At 61.3% G+C, this 24,386-nt stretch carries 25 protein-coding genes; 14 read left to right on the top strand and 11 right to left on the bottom strand.

The genetic code is table 11. The features are described from left to right. Positions 1-15: 15 nt before the first annotated feature. The 4 genes from ATY77_RS06640 to ATY77_RS06655 all read left to right on the top strand — a co-directional run bounded on the left by ATY77_RS06640 (position 16) and on the right by ATY77_RS06655 (position 4,949). Positions 16-867 carry an alpha/beta hydrolase gene (locus tag ATY77_RS06640; protein ID WP_088686638.1) on the top strand — a complete coding sequence of 284 codons (852 nt, stop codon included), beginning with the start codon at positions 16-18 and terminating at the stop codon, positions 865-867. Between the two features lie 150 nt (positions 868-1,017). Then, positions 1,018-1,287: a 30S ribosomal protein S15 gene (gene rpsO / locus ATY77_RS06645; protein ID WP_064693303.1), complete on the top strand. Its 270-nt coding sequence runs from the start codon at positions 1,018-1,020 to the stop codon at positions 1,285-1,287. Positions 1,288-1,671: 384 nt separating this feature from the next. Beyond that, entirely contained in the window at positions 1,672-3,810 is a 2,139-nt protein-coding gene (gene pnp / locus ATY77_RS06650; RefSeq protein ID WP_088686639.1) for a polyribonucleotide nucleotidyltransferase, read from the top strand. Positions 3,811-3,932: 122 nt separating this feature from the next. Beyond that, entirely contained in the window at positions 3,933-4,949 is a 1,017-nt protein-coding gene (locus ATY77_RS06655; protein ID WP_088686640.1) for a class I SAM-dependent methyltransferase, read from the top strand. Positions 4,950-4,951: 2 nt separating this feature from the next. On the opposite strand, the gene ATY77_RS06660 is transcribed toward ATY77_RS06655, so the two are convergent. From ATY77_RS06660 to fabA, 5 genes are all read right to left on the bottom strand, one after another. Continuing rightward, complete coding sequence (locus ATY77_RS06660) at positions 4,952-5,347, bottom strand: type II toxin-antitoxin system HicB family antitoxin (RefSeq protein WP_088686641.1); 396 nt, start codon at positions 5,345-5,347, stop codon at positions 4,952-4,954. A 6-nt stretch (positions 5,348-5,353) separates the two neighbouring features. Then, positions 5,354-5,542: a type II toxin-antitoxin system HicA family toxin gene (locus ATY77_RS06665; protein WP_088686699.1), complete on the bottom strand. Its 189-nt coding sequence runs from the start codon at positions 5,540-5,542 to the stop codon at positions 5,354-5,356. Positions 5,543-5,641: 99 nt separating this feature from the next. After that, positions 5,642-6,448 carry an enoyl-ACP reductase FabI gene (gene fabI, locus ATY77_RS06670; RefSeq protein ID WP_088676397.1) on the bottom strand — a complete coding sequence of 269 codons (807 nt, stop codon included), beginning with the start codon at positions 6,446-6,448 and terminating at the stop codon, positions 5,642-5,644. 4 nt (positions 6,449-6,452) lie between these two features. Beyond that, positions 6,453-7,685, bottom strand: a complete 1,233-nt coding sequence (gene fabB, locus ATY77_RS06675) for a beta-ketoacyl-ACP synthase I (protein WP_088686642.1) — start codon at positions 7,683-7,685, stop codon at positions 6,453-6,455. A 44-nt stretch (positions 7,686-7,729) separates the two neighbouring features. Then, a complete protein-coding gene (gene fabA, locus ATY77_RS06680; RefSeq protein WP_088676395.1) occupies positions 7,730-8,245 on the bottom strand; it encodes a 3-hydroxyacyl-[acyl-carrier-protein] dehydratase FabA in 516 nt (171 codons plus the stop codon). A gap of 301 nt (positions 8,246-8,546) precedes the next feature. Between fabA and irrA the strand changes: the two genes are divergently transcribed. Next, complete coding sequence (gene irrA, locus ATY77_RS06685) at positions 8,547-8,966, top strand: iron response transcriptional regulator IrrA (protein ID WP_088686700.1); 420 nt, start codon at positions 8,547-8,549, stop codon at positions 8,964-8,966. A 12-nt stretch (positions 8,967-8,978) separates the two neighbouring features. Here irrA and ATY77_RS06690 read toward each other — a convergent pair whose 3' ends face one another. Continuing rightward, positions 8,979-9,614 (bottom strand): trimeric intracellular cation channel family protein, encoded by a 636-nt coding sequence (locus ATY77_RS06690; protein WP_088676394.1) that lies wholly within the window; start codon positions 9,612-9,614, stop codon positions 8,979-8,981. Positions 9,615-9,785: 171 nt separating this feature from the next. Between ATY77_RS06690 and ATY77_RS06695 the strand changes: the two genes are divergently transcribed. Then, entirely contained in the window at positions 9,786-10,259 is a 474-nt protein-coding gene (locus tag ATY77_RS06695) for a hypothetical protein (protein WP_088686643.1), read from the top strand. 1 nt (position 10,260) lies between these two features. Here ATY77_RS06695 and ATY77_RS06700 read toward each other — a convergent pair whose 3' ends face one another. Continuing rightward, the gene (locus ATY77_RS06700; protein WP_088686644.1) at positions 10,261-11,046 is read right to left on the bottom strand and encodes a YdcF family protein; all 786 of its coding nucleotides are present in this window, start codon (positions 11,044-11,046) and stop codon (positions 10,261-10,263) included. 69 nt (positions 11,047-11,115) lie between these two features. Then, positions 11,116-11,838 carry a YoaK family protein gene (locus ATY77_RS06705; protein WP_088686645.1) on the bottom strand — a complete coding sequence of 241 codons (723 nt, stop codon included), beginning with the start codon at positions 11,836-11,838 and terminating at the stop codon, positions 11,116-11,118. Between the two features lie 214 nt (positions 11,839-12,052). Between ATY77_RS06705 and ATY77_RS06710 the strand changes: the two genes are divergently transcribed. The 3 genes from ATY77_RS06710 to ATY77_RS06720 all read left to right on the top strand — a co-directional run bounded on the left by ATY77_RS06710 (position 12,053) and on the right by ATY77_RS06720 (position 14,068). Continuing rightward, entirely contained in the window at positions 12,053-12,907 is an 855-nt protein-coding gene (locus tag ATY77_RS06710; RefSeq protein ID WP_088686646.1) for a helix-turn-helix transcriptional regulator, read from the top strand. Between the two features lie 38 nt (positions 12,908-12,945). Next, on the top strand, positions 12,946-13,488 hold the full coding sequence (locus ATY77_RS06715) for a YbhB/YbcL family Raf kinase inhibitor-like protein (RefSeq protein ID WP_088686647.1): 543 nt from the start codon (positions 12,946-12,948) through the stop codon (positions 13,486-13,488). 220 nt (positions 13,489-13,708) lie between these two features. After that, positions 13,709-14,068 (top strand): carboxymuconolactone decarboxylase family protein, encoded by a 360-nt coding sequence (locus tag ATY77_RS06720; RefSeq protein ID WP_088686701.1) that lies wholly within the window; start codon positions 13,709-13,711, stop codon positions 14,066-14,068. A 20-nt stretch (positions 14,069-14,088) separates the two neighbouring features. Here the strand turns inward: ATY77_RS06720 and ATY77_RS06725 are convergent, their stop codons facing one another. Then, a complete protein-coding gene (locus ATY77_RS06725; RefSeq protein WP_088686648.1) occupies positions 14,089-15,240 on the bottom strand; it encodes an ROK family transcriptional regulator in 1,152 nt (383 codons plus the stop codon). Positions 15,241-15,479: 239 nt separating this feature from the next. Here ATY77_RS06725 and ATY77_RS06730 point away from each other — a divergent pair, with 239 nt between their 5' ends. From ATY77_RS06730 to ATY77_RS06745, 4 genes are all read left to right on the top strand, one after another. Then, on the top strand, positions 15,480-16,511 hold the full coding sequence (locus tag ATY77_RS06730) for an AraC family transcriptional regulator (protein WP_088686649.1): 1,032 nt from the start codon (positions 15,480-15,482) through the stop codon (positions 16,509-16,511). A gap of 153 nt (positions 16,512-16,664) precedes the next feature. Further along, positions 16,665-17,882, top strand: coding sequence for an alpha/beta hydrolase (locus ATY77_RS06735; protein ID WP_088686650.1), 1,218 nt, complete (start codon positions 16,665-16,667; stop codon positions 17,880-17,882). Between the two features lie 11 nt (positions 17,883-17,893). Next, positions 17,894-19,828 carry a mechanosensitive ion channel family protein gene (locus ATY77_RS06740; protein WP_088686651.1) on the top strand — a complete coding sequence of 645 codons (1,935 nt, stop codon included), beginning with the start codon at positions 17,894-17,896 and terminating at the stop codon, positions 19,826-19,828. Positions 19,829-19,893: 65 nt separating this feature from the next. After that, on the top strand, positions 19,894-20,859 hold the full coding sequence (locus ATY77_RS06745) for a hypothetical protein (RefSeq protein ID WP_088686652.1): 966 nt from the start codon (positions 19,894-19,896) through the stop codon (positions 20,857-20,859). Between the two features lie 26 nt (positions 20,860-20,885). Here the strand turns inward: ATY77_RS06745 and ATY77_RS06750 are convergent, their stop codons facing one another. Further along, a complete protein-coding gene (locus ATY77_RS06750; RefSeq protein WP_190237587.1) occupies positions 20,886-22,658 on the bottom strand; it encodes a hypothetical protein in 1,773 nt (590 codons plus the stop codon). Between the two features lie 269 nt (positions 22,659-22,927). On the opposite strand from ATY77_RS06750, the gene ATY77_RS06755 reads away from it, so the two are divergent. Continuing rightward, positions 22,928-23,164: a hypothetical protein gene (locus ATY77_RS06755; RefSeq protein WP_088676382.1), complete on the top strand. Its 237-nt coding sequence runs from the start codon at positions 22,928-22,930 to the stop codon at positions 23,162-23,164. A 29-nt stretch (positions 23,165-23,193) separates the two neighbouring features. Here the strand turns inward: ATY77_RS06755 and ATY77_RS06760 are convergent, their stop codons facing one another. Continuing rightward, positions 23,194-24,348: an AI-2E family transporter gene (locus ATY77_RS06760; protein WP_088686654.1), complete on the bottom strand. Its 1,155-nt coding sequence runs from the start codon at positions 24,346-24,348 to the stop codon at positions 23,194-23,196. Between the last annotated feature and the right edge of the window lie 38 nt (positions 24,349-24,386).

Here is a 24,386-nt window from a genome sequence, read left to right on the forward strand (position 1 = left end):
CCCGAGGGGAAAATTATGCGCGCAATCGCAGTTGGAATGCTGACGTTCTTTTCGCTGTTCCTGACCGTTGCCGGCGCTCGCTCCGCCGAGCGCTGGGCCGAGCTTCCGGCCTTTCCCGCGATGCCGGCGGCGAAAACGAGCGGCATGGCCGATGTGAACGACATCAAGATGTATTACGCCGAATATGGCGAGGGCGAGCCGATCCTCTTCATCCATGGCGGCCTTGGAAATACCGGTGTCTGGGGCAACCAGATCGCCGAGTTCGCAAAAGACCATCTCGTCATTGTCGCCGACAGCCGCGGTCACGGCCGCTCGACGCGCAGCCAGCAGCCTTTCGGCTATGATCTCATGACCTCGGATTATGTGGCCCTTCTCGACTATCTGAAGATCGACAAGGCGACGCTTGTGGGATGGTCGGACGGCGGCATCATCGGCATCGACATGGCGATGAAATACCCGGAAAAGCTGACGCGGGTCATTGCCCAGGCGGCCAATGTGACCACGGATGGCGTCAAGCCCGACGTCATGAACAACAAGACTTTCAACGACTACATCACCGTCGCCGGCGAGCAATATCGGAAGCTATCGCCGACACCCAACGAATACGAGGCCTTCGTCAACCAGATTTCGCAGATGTGGGCGACGCAGCCCAACTGGACGGCAGCGGAACTTGGGAAGATCACGGTGCCGGTCACGCTTGCCATCGGCGACCATGATGAGGCCGTCAAGCTCGACCATACAGAGATGATGGCAAAAGACATTCCGGGCGCGAAGCTGGTCATCCTGAAAGACGCCAGCCATTTCGCCATGCTGCAGGATCCCGAGGGCTACGATGCGATGATCCGGGATGCCATGGCCGGTCGTTAAAGGCCGCTGCGGGTATCCCCCTTTCCATCGTCGGATATTTGGTTTATAGGCAGCGCCAGCGTCAGGTACGCCTGCTCGCATTCACGGCCAAAGCTGGACGGCATCCCGGCTTTTGGCGACTTCATCTCCTCTCATAGAAAGGATCATCCGATGTCGATCACTGCTGAGCGCAAGGCTGCGCTGATCAAGGAATACGCAACCGCCGAAGGCGACACCGGTTCGCCGGAAGTTCAGGTCGCGATCCTGACCGAACGCATCAACAACCTGACCGAACACTTCAAGGACCACAAGAAGGATAACCATTCCCGCCGTGGCCTGCTGACGATGGTTTCGAGCCGCCGCTCGCTTCTTGACTATCTCAAGAAGAAGGATGAAGGCCGCTACTCCAAGCTGATCACCAGCCTGGGTATCCGCCGCTAAGATTGTCCGGCGGGCGCTTCCGAGCGTCCGCCGGCTTTTGTTTCGGGACGATGCTCCCGATGAAATGTTCCAGCCGCGCCCTATCTCAAGCGGTGGAACGACCGGCAGACCCGGATGGGCCGGTTCTGCCAAACCAACCGCTGACCTGTCATGGGGCAGGATTGCCGGATGCTTTCGGCCAAAGTTCTTAGCGGCTTTGGCCCAGTTTCTCCGAAAGCTCGCGTTTTCTGAGAAGCTGAGATTTCCCGGGAACCGAGGTTTCCGAAATCTGAAATGAAAAGCCTCCCGTTGTCTTGCCCGTGATACGTCACATTGATTGCGGTCGACTGTGCGCTGCGCCTTGCTATCGGTGGCGGCGCGTGCTCCCGCATTGAAGGACAAGACATGTTCGATACACATTCAGTGGAAATCGAGTGGGCCGGCCGCCCGCTGAAGCTCGAAACCGGCAAGATTGCCCGTCAGGCCGACGGCGCAGTTCTCGCCACCTACGGTGAGACCGTCGTTCTTGCCACCGTCGTTTCGGCCAAGGCGCCGAAGCCCGGCCAGGACTTCTTCCCGCTCACCGTCAACTACCAGGAAAAGACCTATGCAGCCGGCAAGATCCCCGGCGGCTATTTCAAGCGCGAGGGACGCCCGAGCGAAAACGAAACCCTCGTTTCACGCCTGATTGACCGCCCGATCCGCCCGCTCTTCCCCGAAGGCTACAAGAACGACACGCAGGTCGTCGTCACCGTTATCCAGCACGACCTTGAAAACAACCCCGACATCCTGTCGATGGTCGCCACTTCGGCAGCCCTGACGCTGTCCGGCGTTCCCTTCATGGGCCCGGTCGGCGGCGCGCGCGTCGGCTACATCAACGGCGAATATGTTCTCAACCCGCATCTCGACGAGATGGACGAGTCGAGCCTCGACCTCGTCGTCGCCGGCACCTACGACGCCGTGCTGATGGTTGAATCCGAAGCCAAGGAACTCAACGAAGACGTCATGCTCGGCGCCGTCATGTTCGGCCATAGGGGCTTCCAGCCGGTTCTCGACGCGATCATCAAGCTCGCCGAGGTCGCCGCCAAGGAGCCGCGCGACTTCCAGCCGGAAGACTATTCCGCGCTCGAAGCCGAGATGCTCGGCCTTGCCGAGGGTGAACTTCGCGAAGCCTACAAGATCACCCAGAAGGCAGACCGCTACGCCGCCGTCGATGCCGTCAAGGCGAAGGTGAAGGCCCACTTCCTCCCCGAGGAAGGCGAAGCCCGGTACACGGCCGAGGAAGTCGGCGCGATCTTCAAGCACCTGCAGGCCAAGATCGTCCGCTGGAACATTCTCGACACCAAGAGCCGCATCGACGGCCGCGACCTCGAAACCGTTCGTCCGATCGTTTCGGAAGTCGGGCTTCTGCCGCGCACCCATGGTTCGGCGCTGTTCACCCGCGGCGAAACCCAGGCGATCGTCGTTGCCACGCTCGGCACCGGCGAAGACGAACAATATGTCGACAGCCTGACGGGCATGTACAAGGAACGCTTCCTGCTCCACTACAACTTCCCGCCCTACTCGGTTGGCGAAACCGGCCGCATGGGCTCCCCGGGCCGCCGCGAAATCGGCCACGGCAAGCTCGCTTGGCGCGCCATCCGTCCGATGCTGCCGTCCGCTGAGCAGTTCCCCTACACACTGCGCGTCGTCTCCGAGATCACCGAGTCGAACGGCTCGTCCTCGATGGCAACCGTCTGCGGCACCTCGCTCGCTCTGATGGACGCCGGCGTACCGCTTGCCAAGCCGGTTGCCGGTATCGCCATGGGTCTGATCCTTGAAGGCGATCGCTTCGCCGTTCTCTCCGACATTCTCGGTGACGAAGATCACCTCGGCGACATGGACTTCAAGGTTGCAGGTACGGCCGACGGCATTACCTCGCTGCAGATGGACATCAAGATCGCCGGCATCACCGAAGAGATCATGAAGGTCGCGCTCAGCCAGGCCCAGGGCGGCCGCACCCACATTCTCGGTGAAATGTCCAAGGCCATCACCGAAAGCCGCGGCGAGCTCGGCGAATTCGCTCCGCGCATCGAAGTGATGAACATTCCGGTCGACAAGATCCGCGAAGTCATCGGCTCCGGCGGCAAGATCATCCGCGAAATCGTCGAGAAGACGGGCGCCAAGATCAATATCGAGGACGACGGCACCGTCAAGATCGCCTCCTCGTCTGGCAAGGAGATCGAAGCGGCCCGCAAGTGGATCCACTCGATCGTCGCCGAGCCTGAAATCGGCCAGATCTACGAAGGCACGGTTGTCAAGACCGCCGACTTCGGCGCCTTCGTCAACTTCTTCGGCGCCCGCGACGGCCTCGTCCATATCTCGCAGCTCGCTTCCGAACGTGTTGCCAAGACGCAGGACGTTGTCAAGGAAGGCGACAAGGTCTGGGTCAAGCTGCTTGGCTTCGACGAGCGCGGCAAGGTTCGCCTGTCGATGAAGGTCGTCGACCAGGCCACCGGCCAGGAGATCCCGAACGAGAAGAAGAAGGAAGAAGCGGCCGAATAAGCCGCCCTTCCCGCGCATGGGCTCGAAATCGAATTCGATTTTCGCAAAGTTTATGTGCAGACTTAGTTCCGGGCGCGGGAATCTTCCGCGCCCTTTTTGCATCCAAAGTTGAGACGAGATCCATGAGCCGCGAGACGCTGAAGACCCTGTTCCATCCCTTTGCCAGCGGCACAGTCCAGGCGCCCGGCGAGGGCGAGCGCGTGCTCTTCCTCGGCGCCGAGGCGGGCTTTCAGCTGCCCGAAGGCTTTGCAGCCTCGCTCAGCGCCGTCCAGGGCTTCCGTCCGCTCTATCGGCAGCTGCTGGCGCAGCGGATCGAAGCGATGCCTGAGATCGACGGCGAGGATTATGACGCCGCTCTGGTGCTCTGCACGAAACACAAGGGCGAGAACGAGGCCAACCTCGCCGCCGCGATCACCCGCACGCGGGCCGGCGGCCTGATCATCGTCGCCGGCGCCAAGGAAGACGGCATTCAGCCGCTGCGCAAGCGCATGGAAGGCTTCGGCCTCGCCATCGACCACATGCCGAAGTACCACGGCGTCGCCTTCTGGTTCGGCCGGCCGGCAGAGACCGGAGAGATCGTCTCCAAGCTGGCGAAGGCGCCGGTGCGGGTCGACGGCCGCTTCCATGCGAGCGCCGGCATGTTCTCGCACGACCGGATCGACGCCGGATCGGAACTGCTCGCATCGCGCCTGCCGCAGGACTTCATCGGCGACGTCGCCGATTTCGGCGCGGGATGGGGCTATCTCTCCGTCGAGATGGCCGAGAGATCACGCGGACTCGCGCGCCTCGACCTATACGAGGCCAACCACGCATCCCTGGAGGCGGCGAAGGATAATCTGGCGGAAAACTGCCCGAACGCGCCTGTGCGCTTCTTCTGGCACGATCTGGCGGGCGAGCCGGTCAAGGACAAATACGATCTCGTCATCATGAACCCGCCCTTCCATGAGGGCCACGCGGCAGAGCCGTCGCTCGGCCAGGCGATGATCAAGGCCGCCGCATCCGCCCTTCGCGGCGGCGGCCGCCTGATGCTCGTCGCCAATCGCGGCCTGCCTTACGAACCGGTTCTGGCCGCGAATTTCAGGGAATGCGGCGAAACCTGCCGCAATGCCCGCTTCAAGGTGCTTTGGGCGAAGAAATAAGCTCAGGCCGCCTCGATCTCTTTGCGGGCGGCACTTGCAAGGAAAGCCGAACGCGTAAGGCCGCGCTCTTTTGCGGCCTTGTCGATCGCATCAAGCATGCCTTTGTCGAAGGTGACATTGGCTCGAACGGTGCGTGTCGTGTCTTCGATGAAGGGAACACGCGTCAGAAAGGCACCTGCAGCCAATTGTTCACGAATATCCGGCCTGGAACTGACCTCGTCGTAGGACGAAGGCATCGGCAGAGCTTCATCCTCCGCCCAGAGACGGAGAGCCTCGATGGCGTTTGCGGTGAGGTCCTCCTCCTCATCTGCTGCGGAGAATACCGACGGCAGATCCGGAAAGCTGATGCCGAAAGCGCTGTCCTTGTCCTTGTGCACGAGGGCGATGAAATATTTCATGATTCCTCACTCACTTTGCCATCCGGCCTGTTTTGCGATCGCGAGCGCGGTGCCGATCGGCAGATCTTTCTTGGGGTGGGGCACGATGACGGTCTGATTGCCTCTTCGAAGCTTATGATGTGACCCTTTGATCGAAACGACTTCGAAGCCTTCCCGCTTCAACCTGGCGATAATCTTCTGACTGTTTCGCTCCACAAGTCGCCCCAAATCCTGTTGCAATATAGCTCCCTTGAGCAGAAACAACAAGGGGATGCGCATTATGATGCGCATCCCCTTCGGAATGACCTGCCTGATTTACTCGACATCCGCCTTGCGCAGCGTGTCCAGCGTCGGCATGGAGGTGATGTTGAAGCCGGCATCGACGAAGTGAATCTCGCCGGTCACGCCGGCGGAGAGGTCGGAGAGCAGGTAAAGTGCCGAATTGCCGACCTGGTCGATCGTCACGGTCTTGCGCAGCGGCGCATTGCGCTGGTTCCAAGAGAGGATCGCGCGCGCATCCGAAATGCCGGCGCCGGCAAGCGTGCGGATCGGGCCGGCGGAAATGCCGTTGACGCGGATGCCGCGCGGACCGTAATCGGCGGCGAGATAGCGCACAGAAGCTTCGAGCGCCGCCTTGGCGACGCCCATGACGTTGTAGTTCGGGATGACGCGCGTCGAGCCGTTATAGGTCAGCGTCAGCATCGCGCCGCCGTCTTCCATCAGCGGAGCGCAGCGCCTGGCGATCTCCGTGAAGGAGAAACAGGAAATGACCATGGTGCGGCTGAAATTCTCGCGCGTCGTATCGGCGTAGAGGCCCTTCAGCTCGTTCTTGTCGGAGAAGCCGATGGCATGGACGATGAAATCGAGCTTGCCCCAGCGCTCGCCGAGCGCGTCGACCACGGCATCGACGGAAGCAATATCCTCGACATCGCAAGGCAGCACGAAATCCGAATTGACCTCGGAAGCAAGCGGCCTGACGCGCTTGCCGAGCGCATCGCCCTGATAGGTAAAGGCAAGTTCCGCACCCTGTGCGGCGAGCGCTTTTGAAATTCCCCAGGCAATCGAATGGTTGTTTGCGACGCCCATGATGAGGCCGCGCTTACCCTGCATGATTCCAGTCATATTATTATCCGTTATAGCGCTGGAAGACGAGCGTGGCGTTCGTCCCGCCGAAGCCGAAGGAATTCGAAAGAGCGATATCGATCTTCGCACCGTCGATACGCTTGCGCACAATCGGCACGCCTTCGAATTCGGGATCGAGTTCGGTGATATGGGCGCTTTCGCCGATGAAGCCTTGCTGCATCATCAGCAGGGAATAGATCGATTCCTGCACGCCGGCGGCGCCGAGCGAATGGCCCGTCAGCGACTTGGTCGACTGGATATGCGGGATCTTGGATCCGAAGACCTCGCGAATGGCGCCGATTTCCTTGCTGTCGCCGACCGGCGTCGACGTGCCGTGGGTGTTGATATAGTCGACGTCGCCTTTGACTGTCGCAAGCGCCTGGCGCATGCAGCGGACAGCGCCCTCGCCCGAGGGGGCGACCATGTCGTAGCCATCCGAGGTTGCGCCGTAGCCGACGATTTCGGCATAGATCTTGGCGCCGCGGGCCTTGGCGTGCTCCAACTCCTCGAGCACCAGCACACCGGCGCCGCCGGCGATGACGAAACCGTCGCGGTTGGCGTCATACGCGCGCGAGGCTGTGTCGGGCGTGTCGTTGTATTTGGACGACATGGCGCCCATGGCGTCGAAGAGATTGGACATGGTCCAGTCGAGATCCTCGTGGCCGCCGGCGAACACCATATCCTGCTTGCCCCACTGGATCATCTCGGCCGCGTTGCCGATGCAGTGCGCCGAAGTCGAGCAGGCCGACGAGATCGAATAGTTCACGCCATGGAGCTTGAACCAGGTGGCGAGCGTCGCGGATGCGGTGGAGGACATAGCCTTCGGCACGGCAAAGGGACCGATGCGCTTCGGGCTGTTGTTCTTCGTGGTGATATCGGCGGCCTCGATGAGCGTGCGGGTGGACGGACCGCCGGAACCCATGATGATGCCGACACGCTCGTTCTGCGCGTAGTCCTTTTCTTCCAGGCCGGAATCGGCAAGGGCCTGCTTCATGGCCACATGGTTCCAGGCGCCGCCTTGCGACAGGAAGCGCATGGCGCGGCGGTCCACCAGTTCAGCCAGCTCGGCGGCGCCGAGCTTGGGGCTGCCCCAAACCTGGCACTTGAAGCCGTGTTCCGCGAAATCGCTGGAGAAGGAAATACCCGACTTTGCCTGCCGCAAGGATTCGGTGACCTCGGCCGCGTCGTTTCCGATCGAGGACACGATACCCAGACCCGTAACAACTACCCGTCTCATCTGATCAAACCTTTGTTGTTTTCGTCAGCCGCTCGAAATGCGGTTCAGGCCGTCTTTTCTTTCGACAGACCGACGCGAAGGTCGGTCGCCTGATAAATGGTTTCGCCGTCCGCCTTCAGCCAGCCGTCGGCGGTGCCGAGCACCAGCCGGCCGCGCATCACGCGTTTGAAGTCGATGCCGTATTCGAGCAGCTTCGTGTGCGGACGCACCATGCCCTTGAATTTCACTTCGCCTGTTGAAAGCGCCATGCCGCGGCCTTCCTCGCCGAGCCAGCCCAGGAAGAAGCCGGTCAGCTGCCACATGCCGTCGAGGCCGAGGCAGCCCGGCATGATCGGGTTGCCTTCGAAATGGCAGGGAAAATACCAGTCGTCGGGGCGTACGTCGTATGCGGCGCGCAGATACCCCTTGTCGAAGGCTCCGCCCGTTTCGGAAATTTCCGTGATGCGGTGAACCATCAGCATGGGCGGCAGGGGAAGCTGCGCATTGCCGGGGCCGAACAGCTCGCCATGTGCGCAGGCGATGAGTTCTTCGTACGAGAAGCTGGACTGTCTGGTGGTCATAAAGTTTCTTTTTCCCCCCGCGTGAAGCCGATGGATGTGAACGTGTAGTCCAAGTTCTTCAGAAAATGAAGCATGAGCAAGGCAGCTTCATTCATGGTTCCGGACTAGGCTCTCGCCTTTATTTGGTGGTCGCATACAGGAAGGCTAGGGCCGCGACCAGACCTATTTGCGTCAGAAGCCCGTTTTTGCCGCCTTTATCAGGCTCCTGTCCCCATTGAACTATTGAAAGGCCGCGATGCAAAAGTTATACCGCTTGAAGAAACATGATTGCTTTATGCAGGAATAACCGGAGTTGGTCTTGATGACGGGTGCATCCCCGATCGCAATAGAGGTACGGCTGCGCGGCGCGGGTCTGCGCCCTACCCGCCAGCGTGTCGCGCTCGGCGACCTCCTGTTTGCCAAGGGCGACCGGCATCTGACCGTCGAGGAACTGCACGAGGAGGCGGTCGCCGCCGGCGTGCCGGTGTCGCTCGCGACCGTCTACAATACGCTGCACCAGTTCACCGAAGCCGGCCTTATCCGCGTTCTCGCCGTCGAGAGCGCCAAGACCTATTTCGACACCAATGTTTCCGACCATCACCATTTCTTCGTCGAAGGCGAGAACGAGGTGCTGGATATTCCCGTCAGCAACCTGACGATCGGCAATCTGCCGGAGCCGCCTGAAGGCATGGAGATCGCCCATGTCGACGTGGTGATCCGCCTGCGGGCGAAGCAAGGCTGACTGAAAGCCGCCTCACATGACATCATCGGGATGCCGGCCGGGCTTGTGCTTGTAGGTCGGGAAGGTCCAGCCGAACCAGAGGGCGCCGCCGCGCACGGCAAAAGCCGCCACGACGCCGCAGGCAGACGCCAGATAGAGCTGCATCTCCAGCGCATTGGCGAGCGTGAAGACGCTCGCGCCGACGAGAGCGGCCGTCACATAGATTTCCGGCCGCAACAGAACGGAAGGCTCGTTTGCCATCAGATCGCGCAGGATGCCGCCGAAGGTCGCCGTCAGCGTGCCGGTGACGATCGCGATGGTCGGCGAACCGGTTGCGGCAAGGCCCTTGGCGGCGCCGAGCACGCAATAGGCGGCAAGACCGATCGCATCCAGCCAAATCAGCAGGCGATAGCGCGATTCCAGCAGATGGGCGGTGAAGAAAACGAGGACGCCCATGACGCAGCAGACAAGGATATAGGCAGGGTTCAGCACCCAGAAGACCGGCACGCGGCCGAGCACGATATCGCGCACGGTCCCGCCGCCCGTGCCCGTCACCATGGCGAAAAACAGAAAGCCGATCAGGTCCAGCTGCTTGCGCGAGGCGGCGAGCGCGCCGGTGGCGGCGAAAAGCGCAATGCCGGCATAATCGAGATAGACGAGCAAGGACATGCGAACCCCGGAACCGGCAGAAATCCACCGAAAGAACCACGGCGGCAAGGGCGGCGCAAGGCGGCGCGGCCATAAAGCCGAAGTCTTTATTTGATGCATGTCGTTGTCCCAAAACCGCTGCACACTTTTGGGCGGCGTGCATTGGGAGCCTTTATCCAAAAGAGGAAAGCCGTGAAACCCCTGGTGCTCGCCCTTCTCAATATCGTCCTGCTGCTTGCCATGCCCGTTGCCGCCTTCGGTCAGCAATCGCTGATCTCCGATCCGGAGATCTACGAGAAGAAGCACTTTCAGGAGCAGTGCAAGACGGCCGAATTCGCCGACGGCTTCGTTACCAGGCAGGACATCAACAATGACGGGTTGATCGACGCGGTGGTCAACGAGGGCCTGCTGACCTGCGACGGACAGAAGGGGCCGCAATGCAACGACGACGGCTGCACCTATAACTTCTATCTGCAGGTTGCCGAAGGCGGTTATTTCATGATCGCGACGGCGCAAATCTACGGCTATGACTTCGTCCAGCGCTTCGGCAACATGGTGCTGGCGATGAAGATGCATCCGCGTTTCTGCGACCGCACCGAGGGCGATCCCTGCATCGTGACGGCGCGGGTGCGCGGCACCAAATTCGTCACCATTTCGAAGAAATAGCTCAGCGCGGATAGAGTTCCGACGTCCGGCCGGCGAGATAATAGCCGACCAGGCCGTACCATTCGCGGATCGCCGTCGCCATGTTCTGGGCATTGAGGTTCGGCTGGGTGAAATCGAAGCCGGGCCTTACCTCGCCATCGGTGCGGTAATCGGTCGGCCAGGGCACGACGTCGATTCCAAGCTTGCGAAAAATGCCGACCGAGCGCGGCATATGGAACCCCGAGGTGATCAGCAGGCAATGGACAAGCCCCTGGCTCGCCAGGAATTCCTTGGTGTTGACGGCGTTTTCGAAGGTGGTGCGCGATTGCCGCTCCTCGATCAGGCGATCCTTGCCGATGCCGAAGAGCGGGAAGAAGCGCTCGGCTGCGGCCGCATCGCCTTCATAGATGCCGGAGAGCGAGCCGTCGCCGCCCGAGATCAGAATGCGCGACTGCGGAAATTTCTGGGCGAGCCGTAAGGCTTCGATGAAACGATCGGCGCCGGCGTTGAATTCTATGCCATGGCGCGCCGTGTTGACCTCGTTTTCGAAGGCGCCGCCGAGCACGATCATGCATTGCAGGCTATCGGGATCGGCCGGCTTGGCGAAGCGCTGTTCGAGATCCTGCATCAGCAGGTTGCCGGCCGTGGTGTAGAGCGTGACGAAGAGGATGAGGGCGGAGCCCGTCGCGCTGAGGACACTCAGGATGCGCCAGCGGAAAAGGCCGGCGACGAGGGCGAAGAAGACGAGAAAGAATGCCAGCGACAGCGGCTGACCAAAAACCCAGACAAGCTTCGAGACGACGAACAAGACCTACTCCTCGAGGATGGGACGGCGATCCTTCCTATCCGATTCGCCGGTGACGGGAATGCGACGGTTCTACTTCTCCGAGGCAACGGCCGAGCGATGCGCCGCGATCTTCTGGTTGAAGCGCCGTTGCAGCGGCCGCGGGATGAGCATGGCGGCGAATGCCAATGCCATGGCGAAGAGGGAGACCAGCCACAGGGCCTGCGCGCCCACCAGCCGCGTCAGGACGGCACCGGCGATCGCACCGAGGACCATGCCGCCCCAGGGCACGATCTGGATCGTCCATTCGAGGCGGCGGTCGCCGATGATCCAGCGGCCGATGCCGCGGCCGAACCGCGACAAGGCGCCGGTCACATAGGTCAGGCCGATCGGCAGGCCTTCGATATGCTCGACGGCCGCGTTCACCATGCCCATGGCGAAGACAATCATGTAGAAGCGCATCATCAGCATGTCCCGCATGGTTAGCATCGACGCGATCGCCAGGACGAGGCTGACGCTGCCGAGCACCACGAAAATACGGCGCTGAGAGACGTGCGAGATGACGATACCCGCCGCATTGCCGAGCACGAAAACGAGGATGGCCGAAACCAGCACAGCGGCGTGATGGAGATTGCCGTCGCTCAGGGCGAGTGCGGCGCGCGTCGTGTTGCCCGTCATGAAGGACACGAAATCGCCGGTCAGCAGAAGACCGGTCGCATCGGTCATGCCGGCAAGAAAGGAGATCGCGCCGACGAGCACGACCCCGGTCACGGTTCGTCGGGTGCGGATGATGCGGCGGCGTCTTGCTCTGTTCATTGGCTGCGGGTCCTGAGGCCGAATCGGTGAGATTCCCGCAACAAGGATAAATCCTCTCATTGAGGAATTGGCAAAGACCGCTGGGACAGGCGGGAAAATTCTACGCGCTCCGGCTTATTGCCGGAATCGCCCTTCTAGTGTTCGCTGTCTTGGCTTCGGTCTCGCGATCTGGCAGACGGAGCGCATGAGCCATCATCGTATCGCTGGGGAATGCATGGAACACGAGGATTTTCCCATTCCAACCGGAGCCTTGATCCGACAGGGCGGGCGGGCCTGTTTCTATCGCCTCGTCAATACGAGCCCCCTGCTGATGCAGGTGCTGTCGGGAACGAAGATCGTCGCCGCCAATGACGAGGCTTTGCGGTTCGAGGCGGGCGCCTACGGCCTGCTGCCCGATTATCAACCCCTGATGATGGAAAACATCCCTAAGGCGCCACAGCCCTATCAGACCATCGCGCTTCCCGTTCCCAGACAATTGTTCGAGGATGCCTATGCCCGCATGGGCTCGATTGCCGTCCCGCCGATGCCTCTTCCCGCGCGTTCTTCCGACATGCCGGCGGAAGCGGCCGCCTTGTTCGACTATTGCTGTCAGCCCGGCAATCTGGCCAGGCTTCCCGTCGCCATCGCCAAGGCACGCTTGATGGAACTCGTCACCTGGTTCGCGTTATCGGGAGCGGTGCTGGGCCAAAGCCGGAGCTCTCGGCTCGAAGACCGGCTGCGGCAGATGATCGAAACCGATCCGGCCTTCGGCTGGACGCTGCGGCATGCGGCGCACGCGTTCAACATGAGCGAAGCGACGCTCAGGCGCAGGCTGGCGGCCGAGAATAGCGGCTTCAGTGAAATCCTGAGCGATACAAGGATGAACAGGGCCCTCGCCCTTGTTCAGACGACCGCCCTTTCCATGGCGCAGGTCGCATTCGAAGTCGGTTACGACTCGCCGTCCCAGTTCGCGGCGCGCTTCAAGGAGCGGTTCGGCGTCAGTCCACGCCATGTGCGCAACGGATCCGAGTTGTTTGAGCGGATCGGGACAGAAGTTGAGCATAGCGGGGCAGACGCGCTTTCGCAGTGACGATAGCTCTGCTGCATCATCAACCGCAGGAAAGCAAAATGCGTTTCATAACAGCACTTCTCGCCACGTCCCTCATCGGCGCCGCGGCCGCACAGGCCGAAATGAAGCTCACCTCCACCGATCTGACCGCCGGCAAGGCCATGGCCGAGGCGCAGGTCTTCAACAGCTTCGGCTGCTCGGGCAAGAACATTTCGCCGGAACTCGCCTGGTCCGGCGCTCCCGAGGGCACCAAGAGCTTCGCCATCATGGCCTACGATCCGGATGCGCCGACAGGCTCCGGCTGGTGGCACTGGTCGGTGTTCAACATTCCGGCAAATGTCTCGAAGATCGCCACCGGCGCAAGCGGTGAGAAGAAGCTTCCCGAAGGCGCCGTCGAAGGCCAGACCGATTTTGGCACTTCAGGATATGGCGGCGCCTGTCCTCCGGCCGGCGATGCGCCGCACCACTATCAGTTCACCGTCTACGCGCTGTCGGTGGACAAGCTGCCCCTGCCCGACACGGCGCCCGGCGCCATGGTCGGCTTCTATGTCAGGGCCAATACGCTCGGCAAAGCGTCTGTCGAGGTCACCTACGGCCGCTGACCTGCGCTCGCTGTTGCGTTCGATCCGGCCATGAAGTCTGGCCGAGGTTTTTTAGCCTCGGCCAAATGGCGCCGTATCGAGCGGTCTGCGCGCCGATGCCGGTTCGATCAGACGTGTTTTTCCTTGACTATCCCGTCGTCCGGCCGAACCTGCCCGTCGTAAGCCTTTCAATCAGGAGAATAACGTGGCCGAAAACGAGCTATTCGAAAAAGGTTTGGAAATGCGCCGCGCCGTGCTCGGCGCCGAATATGTCGATAGAAGCCTCGAGAAGGCAGACGACTTCATGATGGCTTTCCAGCGGCTGACGACGGAATGGTGCTGGGGCTCCACCTGGACTCGGGAGGGATTGGACCGAAAGACGCGCTCGATGCTCAATCTCGCGATGCTGACGGCGCTCTCGAAGCCTTCCGAATTGAAGCTGCACGTCAAGGGCGCGCTGCAAAACGGCGTCAGCGTCGAGGAGATAAAGGAGATTCTCCTGCACGCCACCGTCTATTCAGGCATTCCGGCCGGGCTGGAAGCCTTCAAGGCCGCTCATGAGGTTCTTGTTGCGGAAGGGGCGATAACCGCTGGACGATGAAGCGGAGGCGCAGCGCGTCGTCACAAGACGGTTTCGACGAGTGGGATCAAGGCCGCGCCGATCGCGCCGGGGGCATCGACGACCTCGGCCACGGTAAGCTTGGGGACATCGCGCAATGCGCCGTGGCGAGGCAGGTTGTTGAATTCGGTCCGTTCGATCAGCATTCTTGCCAGCGAATGCGGAAGCTCGCCGCCGAGGACGATCAAGGCCGGGTCGAACACCGCGCAGATGGCGTTGATGGCGCGGTTGTGCGCGGGCGCGACGCGATCGACCCATTCGGCAACGCCGTCCCACTCCACCAAATTTTCGTTTTTCAGGTCCTTCAGCGTCAAGTCCTGATAGCCCCTGGCATGGAGTTCTTGAAGCAGGAGGCTGAGCGCAGGGCGGTCGTCGTAATCCTGACGCCCGAAGAGAACGGAATATTCGCCGGCATTGCCGAAACTGCCGCGAAACGGCATGCCGCCGGATACGAGGCCGCCGCCATAGCCGTGAAGATGGGCAATATAGGCGAAATCCGCGACATCGCGGCCGACACCGAAAATCGCTTCCGCCAAAGCTGCGGTTCTGGCGACATTATCGGCCCAGACCGGCAGGCCGAGCTGCCTTCCGAGCAGGGGCGCCAGATCGATCAATGACCAATGCGCAAGCGGCAACGGGCAATTGAAGGCCGTTTCCAGCATGCGGTGGCCGGCGACCGCCAGACCGACGCCGAATACGTCGCGCCGCTTGGCGCCGCGGCGGGCGAGAAGCTCTTCGACCGCCGCTTCGATCCTGTCCATCTCTTCGGCCAGCGAAGATCCGGACTGAGCAATTTCCATGTTTTCCAGGGGTTCTCCGAACCCCATGAGACATAGGCCGATCGAACCGACATTCACGGAAATGCCGAGCGTTAGGCACCAATCCCTGCAGAGCGTCAGCTCCGGACTCGGCGGGCCGGGGCGCCGGTTTTCCGAAGGCGAGAAGGCGATCATTCCCCGGTCGTGGAGCCGCCCGACAATCCTGTGCAAGGATTGCTGGGTGAGATCGAGCGGCTCGGTCAGATCAGAGCGTTCGATGCCGGGAGATTTCCAGATCAGCCGCAAAAGATCCCGCTCATTGCGGGAGGCCACCCGCAATGGTTGAGAGTCGCGCAGAAAATGCGGCGCAACATGGTTTAGAGGGACGTACTTCATTTTCAGATCATTTTGATTTACACTGGGAGTGTGAAACCCGTCGGGGATGCTTTGCTTCTGCCAAACCGAGGTCCTGCCTGCTGTGTCGAGATTGGCCGAGCCAGCCGGGACGACAGTATTTTGGGAAGAGAAAGGGAGACTGATTCTGAGCGTTGGAGGGAAGGATATAGCCATGCCGCCCGAGATAGAAGAGGGCGTTTCGACCGGCAGGGTGTGGAAAACGGAAAGAGCCGAGCTGCATGGTATGGCTAAGATCTAATAACTCGCGACGCGAGCATGATTATGGCTTTGTGCCGACTCTTGAAGGTGACGACTTCGAGTCGATGGTGCGAGCCTTCACAACCGGCTACGGCGTCTTTGGCGCAAAACCGCTGGGCGACGACCGAGCCTTCAACTGGGCAGCGGACATGAGACGAGGTGGCCCGCTGACGGCGGTTCACTCGGTTTACCCGACGTCCTGGAAAATCCGGACGCTCGACGAAAGCCCGCAACATCTTGCGCTTTTCATTCCCCATAAAGGGTCCTTTCAGCTAACGATCGGGAAGAGGACCGCAGAGGGTGGACCAGGCCAGATTCTCATGGCCAACAATCATGAGGCCGACGATCGGTTGGTGCACGGTCCGCACCGTTCGGATGTGCTTTTCCTGGATTGGAAGGTCATGAGACGAACGCTCTTCTCGCTCCTGGAAACGCCGACCTTCGAATCGCTGGACCTAGAGCCCGTCGTGGACCTTTCAAGTCCGGCGGGCCGGCTGATCGGCAATCTGACGCAGACGATCATCCAGGGCATGCGCGACGGCGGTCCCCTTCTCTCCTCGCCGCTCGCCCTGTCGACAATGAGCGAAGCGCTGGCCGACCTGGTGATCCGCTTCGCCCAGCATCGTCTTTCCGGCCATTTCGAAAAAAAGAAAATCTCGGCGGTTGCGCCGTGGCATGTCCGGCGCGCGATCGACTACATGCATGCCAACATCGCCGAGCCTTTCACCATGTCGATGGTGGCCGATGAAGTCGGGATTTCACTGCGGGCCCTGCAAACCGGCTTCAAGACCTTCCGGGGAACGTCACCCGGCGCTTATCTGCGCACGATCAGGCTGAAAGCCGTTCACGACCAGCTGCGGGATCCATTGAACCAGCAAACCCTCCGCGACATCTGCACGACCTGGGGCTTTTTTCACCCCGGCAGATTTTCCGCGATCTACCGTAGCGCTTTCGGAGAAAGCCCCAGGGATACGCGCTTGCGCGCCGCCATCGGCTTCGGTGCGACCGCGTAGGCTCCGGGCTCACATCTCAGGAGCAATCGCACGGTCCTGTCGATCGCCTTGAAGGCGAACAGATATTACGTGATGCTACAGGCGCCGGCCTGTGCCGCCTGCTAATATTCAAGCCCAGAAAGCCTCCTCCCCGAGCGATTGCTGGATGCGTGAATGGCAAAGCATAATGCGGTTCTTTTCCTCCTTTTGATTCTGACGAGTTGCGGACATCCGGAAGGCGTAATGACGCCGGTTTCAACGTCATTGTCGACGGCGCGGACATCCAAGGTCGATATGCTGGTTGCGACCACGCGATCCCCTTCCGGGGATCCGGCAACGCTCTTCAACGGCGAACGCAGTTCCAAGCCGCATCTGACCCAGATCTCGATTTCGATCCCGGCAAAACGCGAAACCGGCACGGTGCAATGGCCGAAGCGCCTTCCGCCCGATCCGGCCACCGATTTTGCCGTGACCCATGTTCAGCAGATCGACACCGTCGCACAGGGGCGCGTGTGGTTCCGCCAGCATGTGAAGGGCGGCCATGCGCTCGTCTTCATTCACGGCTTCAACAACACCTATGAGGATTCGGTTTTCCGGCTGGCGCAGATCGCGCACGACAGCAAGATGCAGGCGACCCCGATCCTGTTCACCTGGCCGTCGAGAGCTGAGATCACCGCCTACCAATACGACAAGGAAAGCACGAATTATTCGCGCACGGCGCTGGAGCAGGCGCTGCGCACGCTGGCCGCCGATCCTGACGTCAAGGACATCACCATCATGGCTCACTCGATGGGCACTTGGCTTGCCATGGAATCCCTGCGGCAGATGGGGATACGCGATGGCCACGTCAATTCGAAGATCCGCAATGTCATCCTCGCCTCGCCCGACATCGATATCCAGGTTTTCGCCAAGCAATATGTGGAGATGGGCGATCCGCGTCCGAAATTCACGATCTTCGTGTCCCAGGACGATAAGGCTCTGGCGGTTTCCAGTTTCATCACCGGCCGCGTTTCCCGTCTCGGCGCCATCAATCCGGCGGAAGAGCCCTACCGCTCGAGGCTGGAAAAAGCCGGCATCACGGCCATCGACCTGACGAAGGTGAAAACGCACGACAGGCTCAATCACGGCAAATTTGCCGAAAGTCCCGAGATCGTCCAGCTCATCGGCGAACGCCTCATGACCGGCCAGACCTTGACGGATTCCAAGGTCACTTTGGGCCAGGGCATTACGGCCGTCGTCGGCGGAACGATGACGAATATCGGCACCGTCGCCGCCACCGCAGTCGCAGCACCGGTTGCGATCATCGAACAGCCTGTGACGAAGAAAAGACCGCCTCGTTCCGCCGACCAGACGCTCGACGGCGACCTGAAGCAACAGACGCTGACGCAGTGAGGAGTTCCGGGTTGAGATGGCTTCTTTCCTTTACCGCCGCCTTGCTCTTCGCGTTGAACGCTTTCGCGCAAACGCCTGCGGCCGATCCCGGTGAGAAGATCGACGAACTTGTGCGCCTTCTGCAGGATCCCGATGTCAAGGCCTGGCTTGATAGCCGCAAACAGGGGAGCGGGCCTGCGACACCGGCCTCACCATCGGCCAATTCAGGCTTGGCCAGATGGGAGGCCGGTGCGCGGGCGCGGGTGAACGAGATCGTGGCGGCCATACCCGCCATACCTGTCGAAGTGGCGGCGGCGGCGACAAGGGCAAGGCAGGATGCCATCAGTAGAGGCTATGCACCGGTTTTCGTCATTTTCGCCGGCCTCATCGCCTTTGGCCTTGTTGCCGAGGCTGCGTATCGAAGATTTGCCGTTCGCCGCGATACGCTGGTTGGACGGCTTATCCCGGTCGGCATATTCGCGGGCGCCATGAGCATCGTGTTTTTCGCGATCGAATGGCCGCCTCTCGCGCGCCTGACGCTTCTTGCCTATCTCTCGGCGTTCATCCTGTTTCGATTGACGGCCGTGCTGCTGTCGGCGGCGGCGATCGACTCCCCGCTGCGCAGAAGGCTGATGATCCTCTTCGGAGTGATCTGTTTTGCGGTCGCCACGGCGGCCGTCGGCGAGTCACTCGGCGTTTCCGCCGCCGTCCGCGAAGCAATCAACTACTGTTTCTCGGTGATCGGACTGCTGCTTGCCATCGAGGCCGTCTGGGCGATCTGGGCGGGAAGCCGCAGCTGGAAAGTGGCGATAACGGGCTTCCTCGTCATCCTGTGGCTCGTCTGGTGTGCCGGCATGAAGGGCCTGTTCTGGATCGGCATCTATGCGCTCGTGTTACCGGGAATCCTCGGAGCCGTCGGCCGCATCGCGCTGTCCTTCACCAGCGATTCCGGCAGCCTGCGCGGCATCCTCATCGCCCGGGGCGCGCGCGCCGCCGTTATCGCGCTCGCCGTCGGATGGCTCGCGCTCGTCTGGCGCCTCAATCCCGATACGCTGGGCCAGCGCGACCCGACGGTCGTCGCTCTGTTTTACGGTGGCCTGAAGAGCGTTCTGATCCTCGTGGTCGCCGACCTTCTTTGGCAGGTGGCGCGGGCTTGGATCGACCGAACGCTCCGGGTATCGACCACGACCACATCGCTCGCGCCGGCCGACGCGGCCCGGCGTGCGCGGTTCCGCACGCTTCTGCCGATCTTCCGCAACGCGCTGGCCGTCGCCGTCGCCGTCATGGCCGGATTGATCGTGCTGGCGCAACTCGGCGTGCAGATCGGCCCGCTGATCGCGGGTGCGGGAATCTTCGGCGTGGCCATCGGTTTCGGCTCGCAGACTTTGGTCAAGGATGTCATCAACGGCGTATTCTACATGCTGGACGACGCCTTCCGCGTCGGCGAGTACATCCAGGCCAAGGACTACAAGGGAACGGTGGAGAGCTTCAGCCTGCGTTCGGTCCGCCTGCGCCATCATCGCGGGCCGGTTTACACGGTGCCCTTCAGCGAGTTGGGCGCCGTCGAGAACTTGAGCCGGGATTGGGTGATCGACAAATTCAGGATCACCGTCGGCTTCGATACCGACATCGAAAAAGCGCGCAAGCTGACCAAGAAGATCGGCGCCGAACTGATGGAAGATTCTGAACTCGGCCAGCATTTCATCGAACCGCTGAAGATGAAGGGTGTCGAGCAATTCGCCGACTACGGCATCGTGCTGAGCTTTGCCATGACGACGGTTCCCGGCATGCAGACCTATATCCGCCGCAAGGCCTACGCCAAGATCCGGGAGGTGTTTCTGGCAAACGGGATCTCGTTCGCGCAGCCGACGGTGCAAGTCGGAGGCGACGACAAGGGCGGCGGCGCGGCGGCGGCCACGCAAGCGATCCGCGCGCAGCAGGCGAGCGCTGCGACGCCGGCTAAATGATCCGGTCGGCTGGCGGCTGCAGGGAAGAACGCTGTCGCCGTTAGGCGATATCGCGGGAGATCGAAATGGCACCGATGGAGAACGGGCACGGCCAGGCGCGTCATGAACCTGCAAGCATTCGCGCGCAGCTTGATCGCATATTGGCAAGCCCGGAATTTCTTGCCTCCGAACGCGGCCGCCGCTTCCTGCAATATATCGTGGAACAGACGCTGGAAGGGCATGGCGAACAGATCAAGGCCTTTGCAATCGCACAGGCAGTCTTCGGGCGCGACGCCTCCTTCGATGCGCAGAACGATCCTGTCGTCCGAATCGAGGCCGGACGCATCCGTCGCGCACTCGAACGATATTATCTCGTATGCGGAAGCAGCGACCCGATAAACATCACCATTCCCAAAGGCGGCTATGCCCCGCGCTTTTCGAGTGGTGAAGCCATCTCGAATGCAGGCGAAGCGGTCGCTGCGGCACATCGCGAAAACAACCAGCAACGGTCCCGGCATCGGCGACCGATAGCTTATCGCGATCTTCTCCTGCCGGCCGGCATTGCCGTCTTGATCGGTGCGATAGGGGCACTCGTCCTCGTCCGTCCGCTCGCATCCTACCTCGCAACGCCGGAAGCCCCGCCGGCTTCCGCCGCCCCGCCGGTGAACAGCAAGACGAGGATTGTCGTCGAACCCTTCGCAGCCCTCGGCGGCACCGACCGAGGAGCGGATTTTGCCAAGGGATTGGTCGATCAGCTGATCGCCAAGCTGATGAAGGTGGACAGCCTTATCGTGCTTGCGCCCGGCCGATCCGGCACGGAAACTCTCGGTTCGCTGCTCAATCTGCAGGGAAGCGCTCTTATCGACGGCACGGCCCTGCATCTGCAAGTCCGCCTGATAAACGGCGCCGACGGCGCGGTCGTCTGGGCCAATCAATATGATCGCGACCTGCGCGGCCAAACCATTCTCGATGTCGAGGATGAGATTGCGGCTCAAATCGCCATGGAGATTTCACGCAGCCGCAAGCTCGGCGCCGCGGGCCTTCTTCCATAGCGGAATCGTCCGTTTCGGATCGTTCATCACCTTTCCGCCGGCGAGGCAACGGTCACCCCAGCGGCGCGCAGCCCGTCGAAGAACTTATCCTGATCCTCCGGCCGCTGCAGGCGCAGGGAAATCTCCTGACGGATGTTCGTCATCAATGCCGGCGCGTGGTTTTGGAGCCAATCGCGCTCCAGCCTGGCCTCGTCCATCTTGCCTGCGGCTCCGAGAATGGACAGCAATGCGAGATGCCGCATGGGGTTGCCGTCGAGATCGGATATTCGCGCCCATCGTTCTGCCGCTTGGAGATCGCCCCTCATCAACGCGCACATCGCCATCCCGCCCTCGTAATGGCCTCTGAGGCCGGCATTCTTGTCAACCGCGATGGCTACCAGCTCGCAACCCGATTGCCATTTTCCGGACATTGCCAGCCGCAAGCCATATTCGCCCGCGACTTCCACGTCGTTGGGATCTGCGGCATAGGCCGCAGTGCCTGCCGCCAGCGCCTTGTCGATATCTCCTCTGAAGAAGTTCGCCAGCATGACGGCGCGCTGCACCCTGGGATCGTCGGGGGCGAGCGATGCCGCCCGCTCCGCCGAAGCGTTTGCCAGTTCGAGAGGTTCGGCCGAAGGCGGCGTGTCGAGCTTGTAGCGAAATCTCACTTCATCGAGGTAGACCAAAGACAAGAGCGCCCAGGACGCAGCATCGTCGGGATCCCGTCGGGTTGCCTGTTGCAGGCACTCGCGCACCGCGCTGTGGCTTTGCGCGGTCATCGCCCTCGTATAGCCGGCATAGGCGGGGCGGCAGGCAAAAACATGTTGATCCGCCTTCCGGACCGGCTCCGCGACGACATCTGTTTCGGCCTGAAAGATGACGCCTTGCGGCTGCGCTATCGCGTCGGCGATCTGCCGCGCGATACTTGCCTGAATTGCAAGCTTGTTCTGAAGACGAAGATCGCCATCGAAATTGTCGGCCCAGATGACGGCTCCGTTCGCCTGGCGCACCAGCCTCACAACGGAGCGCAGCCTCGTCCCGTCCATCTGGACATTGCCCTGAAGCAGGTAGCCGGCAGCATCGGCACGACCACCGGTTACGGGATCGGCCACCACGACAATGTCATCGAGCTGCGCAAGCTGGCCGATAACATCGTCTCTCAGGCCACGGGCGATATCCGAACCCGAATCAACCGAGCTGTTTTCCGCAAACGCCTCGACAGCAACGGTCGGCACGGCTGTTGGCTGAGAGCCAGTCGGTGCACCTCGCAGAATGAAAACCGCAGATGCAAGCGCAAGGAGAAGAAGGACGAGGGCAGTCGGGAGACCGGCTCCAAGGCGGCGAGTGGCCGGCGGAGCCGGAGAAGGCGCTTGCTGAAGCGGATGATTTGGATCGGCCGGTTCTTCGATGCGGGAAGGTTCCGGCTCAGCCGGCGGCGGAGCCGGTTCGTCCCGCAGATATTCGAAATGCGGCACATATCCGCCTTTAGGCACCGTAATGATGACCTCGTCCGCCTGGCCCGCGACGAGATAATAACGCTCCAGCGCCTTTCGAATCCGTCCGGCCTCGATCCGGACGACCGGATCATTCTGCGGGTCGAACGTAGCCTCCCGGCCGAACACCACATTGGCTATGGTGAACGCTTTCAGGAAGCTCGACCGACCGGCGAGCGTCTCGCTGACGACGAATTCGAGGAAATTTCGGCCGCGCTTCGGCGCGTGAAATTCCTCGCTTGCGAGAATTCGCTCGACTTGTCGGCAGATTTCCTCAGCCGTCGGCCTAAGACTGCTGAACGCATTGGCTTTCGTTGCGTTTCTCATGCTCGCCCCTACGACAAGATCACGCAATTATGTAAGCACCTTCTAAAGCATCATATCCCAGGAGCCTGGAGTTGCAAGAGCCGCTTCGCATTATCGAGCACACGTTGAAGCAAGCGGACCTGCGGCAAGTCGCCGGGATTTTTTCCCGAGCGCAACAACCGAGGATTCGTTGCCAAATCCGGCACATTTCTTTGTGATCCCGGGAACGATCCGACGCTTTCATCGCTTCGTATTCATTGCGGGGCATGTCTTGAATGCGGAGCTGATCGATGAGCCAGGAGCGCGGTCGCAGAAAACTGATGTTGAGACTCCCCGATATCCGGCATCTTCTGGCCGGCATGACCAGTGAGGCGCTCGGGGAAATGTTCGAAGCCTATGATCTTGCCGTCGATGCGCTGGAGCGGTTTCGAAAACAGAGCCCGATGGCAGAAGAACTGATCAGCGAGTATGAACAGCTCTGCCGTGAAATCGAGCAGGAGGTCGTCGTCTACTGCAAGAGCCGGTGAACTCGGCTGGTACAGGCTGCGACAACCACTCATTCAGCGGGCCCGATGCGTCCCGTCTGGACATCGAAACCGGCTGTGCTGCTTTCCGGCTCGGTCGGGATCACTTGCGGCCATGCCCAGGCCCTCAGGAGCTCATAGAAGACGCTGAGCACGATCGGCCCCAAAAACAGGCCCAGAAGCCCGTGGGAAAGAGTGCCGCCGATGACGCCGATCAGGATCACCGGCATCGGGGTCGAGAGGCCTCTCGCCATCAGGATGGGCTTCAATATGTTGTCGATGACCATGATCGGCACCGCAACGACGGTGAAGGCAAGGGCGAGGGAAGGCGACCACGAAAACCACGACCAAATGATGACCGGAAGAAGCACGAGGCCAGGCCCGAGCTGCATCAGGCAAAGCATGAAAATCCCGAACGTCAGCGCCCCGCGCGCCGGGACGCCGAAGACGGCGAAGCATAGCCCGCAGAGGAGCGTCTGCAGGAAGGCAACGCCGATGACGCCCCGGGATACGTTGCGCACCGTGGCTCCCGCCAGCCGGGCAAAGCCGACGCCCTTTTCACCGGCGATCCGGCTCGCCAGCACCTGTATTGCTCCAGCCAGCCGTGCCGCTCTCGTCAGAAAGATGCCGGAAAGAATGATCGAAGCGACAAAGCTCAATACGCCGCCGCCGATCGAGGCGAGCTTTGCGACGATAACGGCCGCAACTTCACGAATGGGCGCCTGAAATTTGACGACGGTGGCAGCCAGATCGCCTGCAATCTGATTCCAGATGGAATAGAGCCGTTCGCCGACGACAGGCCATTCCCGAATGGCGGCCGGCGCCGAGGGCAGCGTAAAGTTCTCCGTCCATAATTTGCCGATCAGCGCCTGCGCGGCATCGGCGAAATTGACCGCAACGAGGGCAAGCGGCGCGATGATCAGGACGAGACAAAAGAGGACGATGATGATGGCCGCGATGACGGGCCGGTTTCCCATCACCCGGGAGAGCGCCTCGAACATTGGGAAAAGCGCGATCGCAAGGATGGCCGACCAGATGACGATCAGTGCAAAAGGGGCGATGAGAACCAAGGTCCAATAAGCGAAAAGCCCGATGATGCCCAATCGGACGAGATCGCTTATCCTTGCCTCTATCGAAATCTGCCCCGGCCCCGCTGCCTGGGCCGCCCGATCGCCTGTATTCTCCATCGCTGCATCCCGTCCGCCTCATTCCAGAGCGGTTCAGC

The organism is Rhizobium sp. R634, from assembly GCF_002211305.1.
Taxonomy (GTDB): Bacteria; Pseudomonadota; Alphaproteobacteria; order Rhizobiales; family Rhizobiaceae; genus Rhizobium.

Excerpts from the sequence above, each read along its gene's own strand:
- ATY77_RS06640 (WP_088686638.1), top strand. The coding sequence starts at position 16 with ATGCGCGCAATCGCAGTTGGAATGCTGACGTTCTTTTCGCTGTTCCTG.
- rpsO (WP_064693303.1), top strand. The coding sequence starts at position 1,018 with ATGTCGATCACTGCTGAGCGCAAGGCTGCGCTGATCAAGGAATACGCA.
- pnp (WP_088686639.1), top strand. The coding sequence starts at position 1,672 with ATGTTCGATACACATTCAGTGGAAATCGAGTGGGCCGGCCGCCCGCTG.
- ATY77_RS06655 (WP_088686640.1), top strand. The coding sequence starts at position 3,933 with ATGAGCCGCGAGACGCTGAAGACCCTGTTCCATCCCTTTGCCAGCGGC.
- ATY77_RS06660 (WP_088686641.1), bottom strand. The coding sequence starts at position 5,347 with ATGAAATATTTCATCGCCCTCGTGCACAAGGACAAGGACAGCGCTTTC.
- fabI (WP_088676397.1), bottom strand. The coding sequence starts at position 6,448 with ATGACTGGAATCATGCAGGGTAAGCGCGGCCTCATCATGGGCGTCGCA.
- fabB (WP_088686642.1), bottom strand. The coding sequence starts at position 7,685 with ATGAGACGGGTAGTTGTTACGGGTCTGGGTATCGTGTCCTCGATCGGA.
- fabA (WP_088676395.1), bottom strand. The coding sequence starts at position 8,245 with ATGACCACCAGACAGTCCAGCTTCTCGTACGAAGAACTCATCGCCTGC.
- irrA (WP_088686700.1), top strand. The coding sequence starts at position 8,547 with ATGACGGGTGCATCCCCGATCGCAATAGAGGTACGGCTGCGCGGCGCG.
- ATY77_RS06690 (WP_088676394.1), bottom strand. The coding sequence starts at position 9,614 with ATGTCCTTGCTCGTCTATCTCGATTATGCCGGCATTGCGCTTTTCGCC.
- ATY77_RS06705 (WP_088686645.1), bottom strand. The coding sequence starts at position 11,838 with ATGAACAGAGCAAGACGCCGCCGCATCATCCGCACCCGACGAACCGTG.
- ATY77_RS06710 (WP_088686646.1), top strand. The coding sequence starts at position 12,053 with ATGGAACACGAGGATTTTCCCATTCCAACCGGAGCCTTGATCCGACAG.
- ATY77_RS06715 (WP_088686647.1), top strand. The coding sequence starts at position 12,946 with ATGCGTTTCATAACAGCACTTCTCGCCACGTCCCTCATCGGCGCCGCG.
- ATY77_RS06720 (WP_088686701.1), top strand. The coding sequence starts at position 13,709 with ATGCGCCGCGCCGTGCTCGGCGCCGAATATGTCGATAGAAGCCTCGAG.
- ATY77_RS06725 (WP_088686648.1), bottom strand. The coding sequence starts at position 15,240 with ATGAAGTACGTCCCTCTAAACCATGTTGCGCCGCATTTTCTGCGCGAC.
- ATY77_RS06730 (WP_088686649.1), top strand. The coding sequence starts at position 15,480 with ATGGTATGGCTAAGATCTAATAACTCGCGACGCGAGCATGATTATGGC.
- ATY77_RS06735 (WP_088686650.1), top strand. The coding sequence starts at position 16,665 with ATGGCAAAGCATAATGCGGTTCTTTTCCTCCTTTTGATTCTGACGAGT.
- ATY77_RS06745 (WP_088686652.1), top strand. The coding sequence starts at position 19,894 with ATGGCACCGATGGAGAACGGGCACGGCCAGGCGCGTCATGAACCTGCA.
- ATY77_RS06750 (WP_190237587.1), bottom strand. The coding sequence starts at position 22,658 with ATGAGAAACGCAACGAAAGCCAATGCGTTCAGCAGTCTTAGGCCGACG.
- ATY77_RS06755 (WP_088676382.1), top strand. The coding sequence starts at position 22,928 with ATGAGCCAGGAGCGCGGTCGCAGAAAACTGATGTTGAGACTCCCCGAT.
- ATY77_RS06760 (WP_088686654.1), bottom strand. The coding sequence starts at position 24,348 with ATGGAGAATACAGGCGATCGGGCGGCCCAGGCAGCGGGGCCGGGGCAG.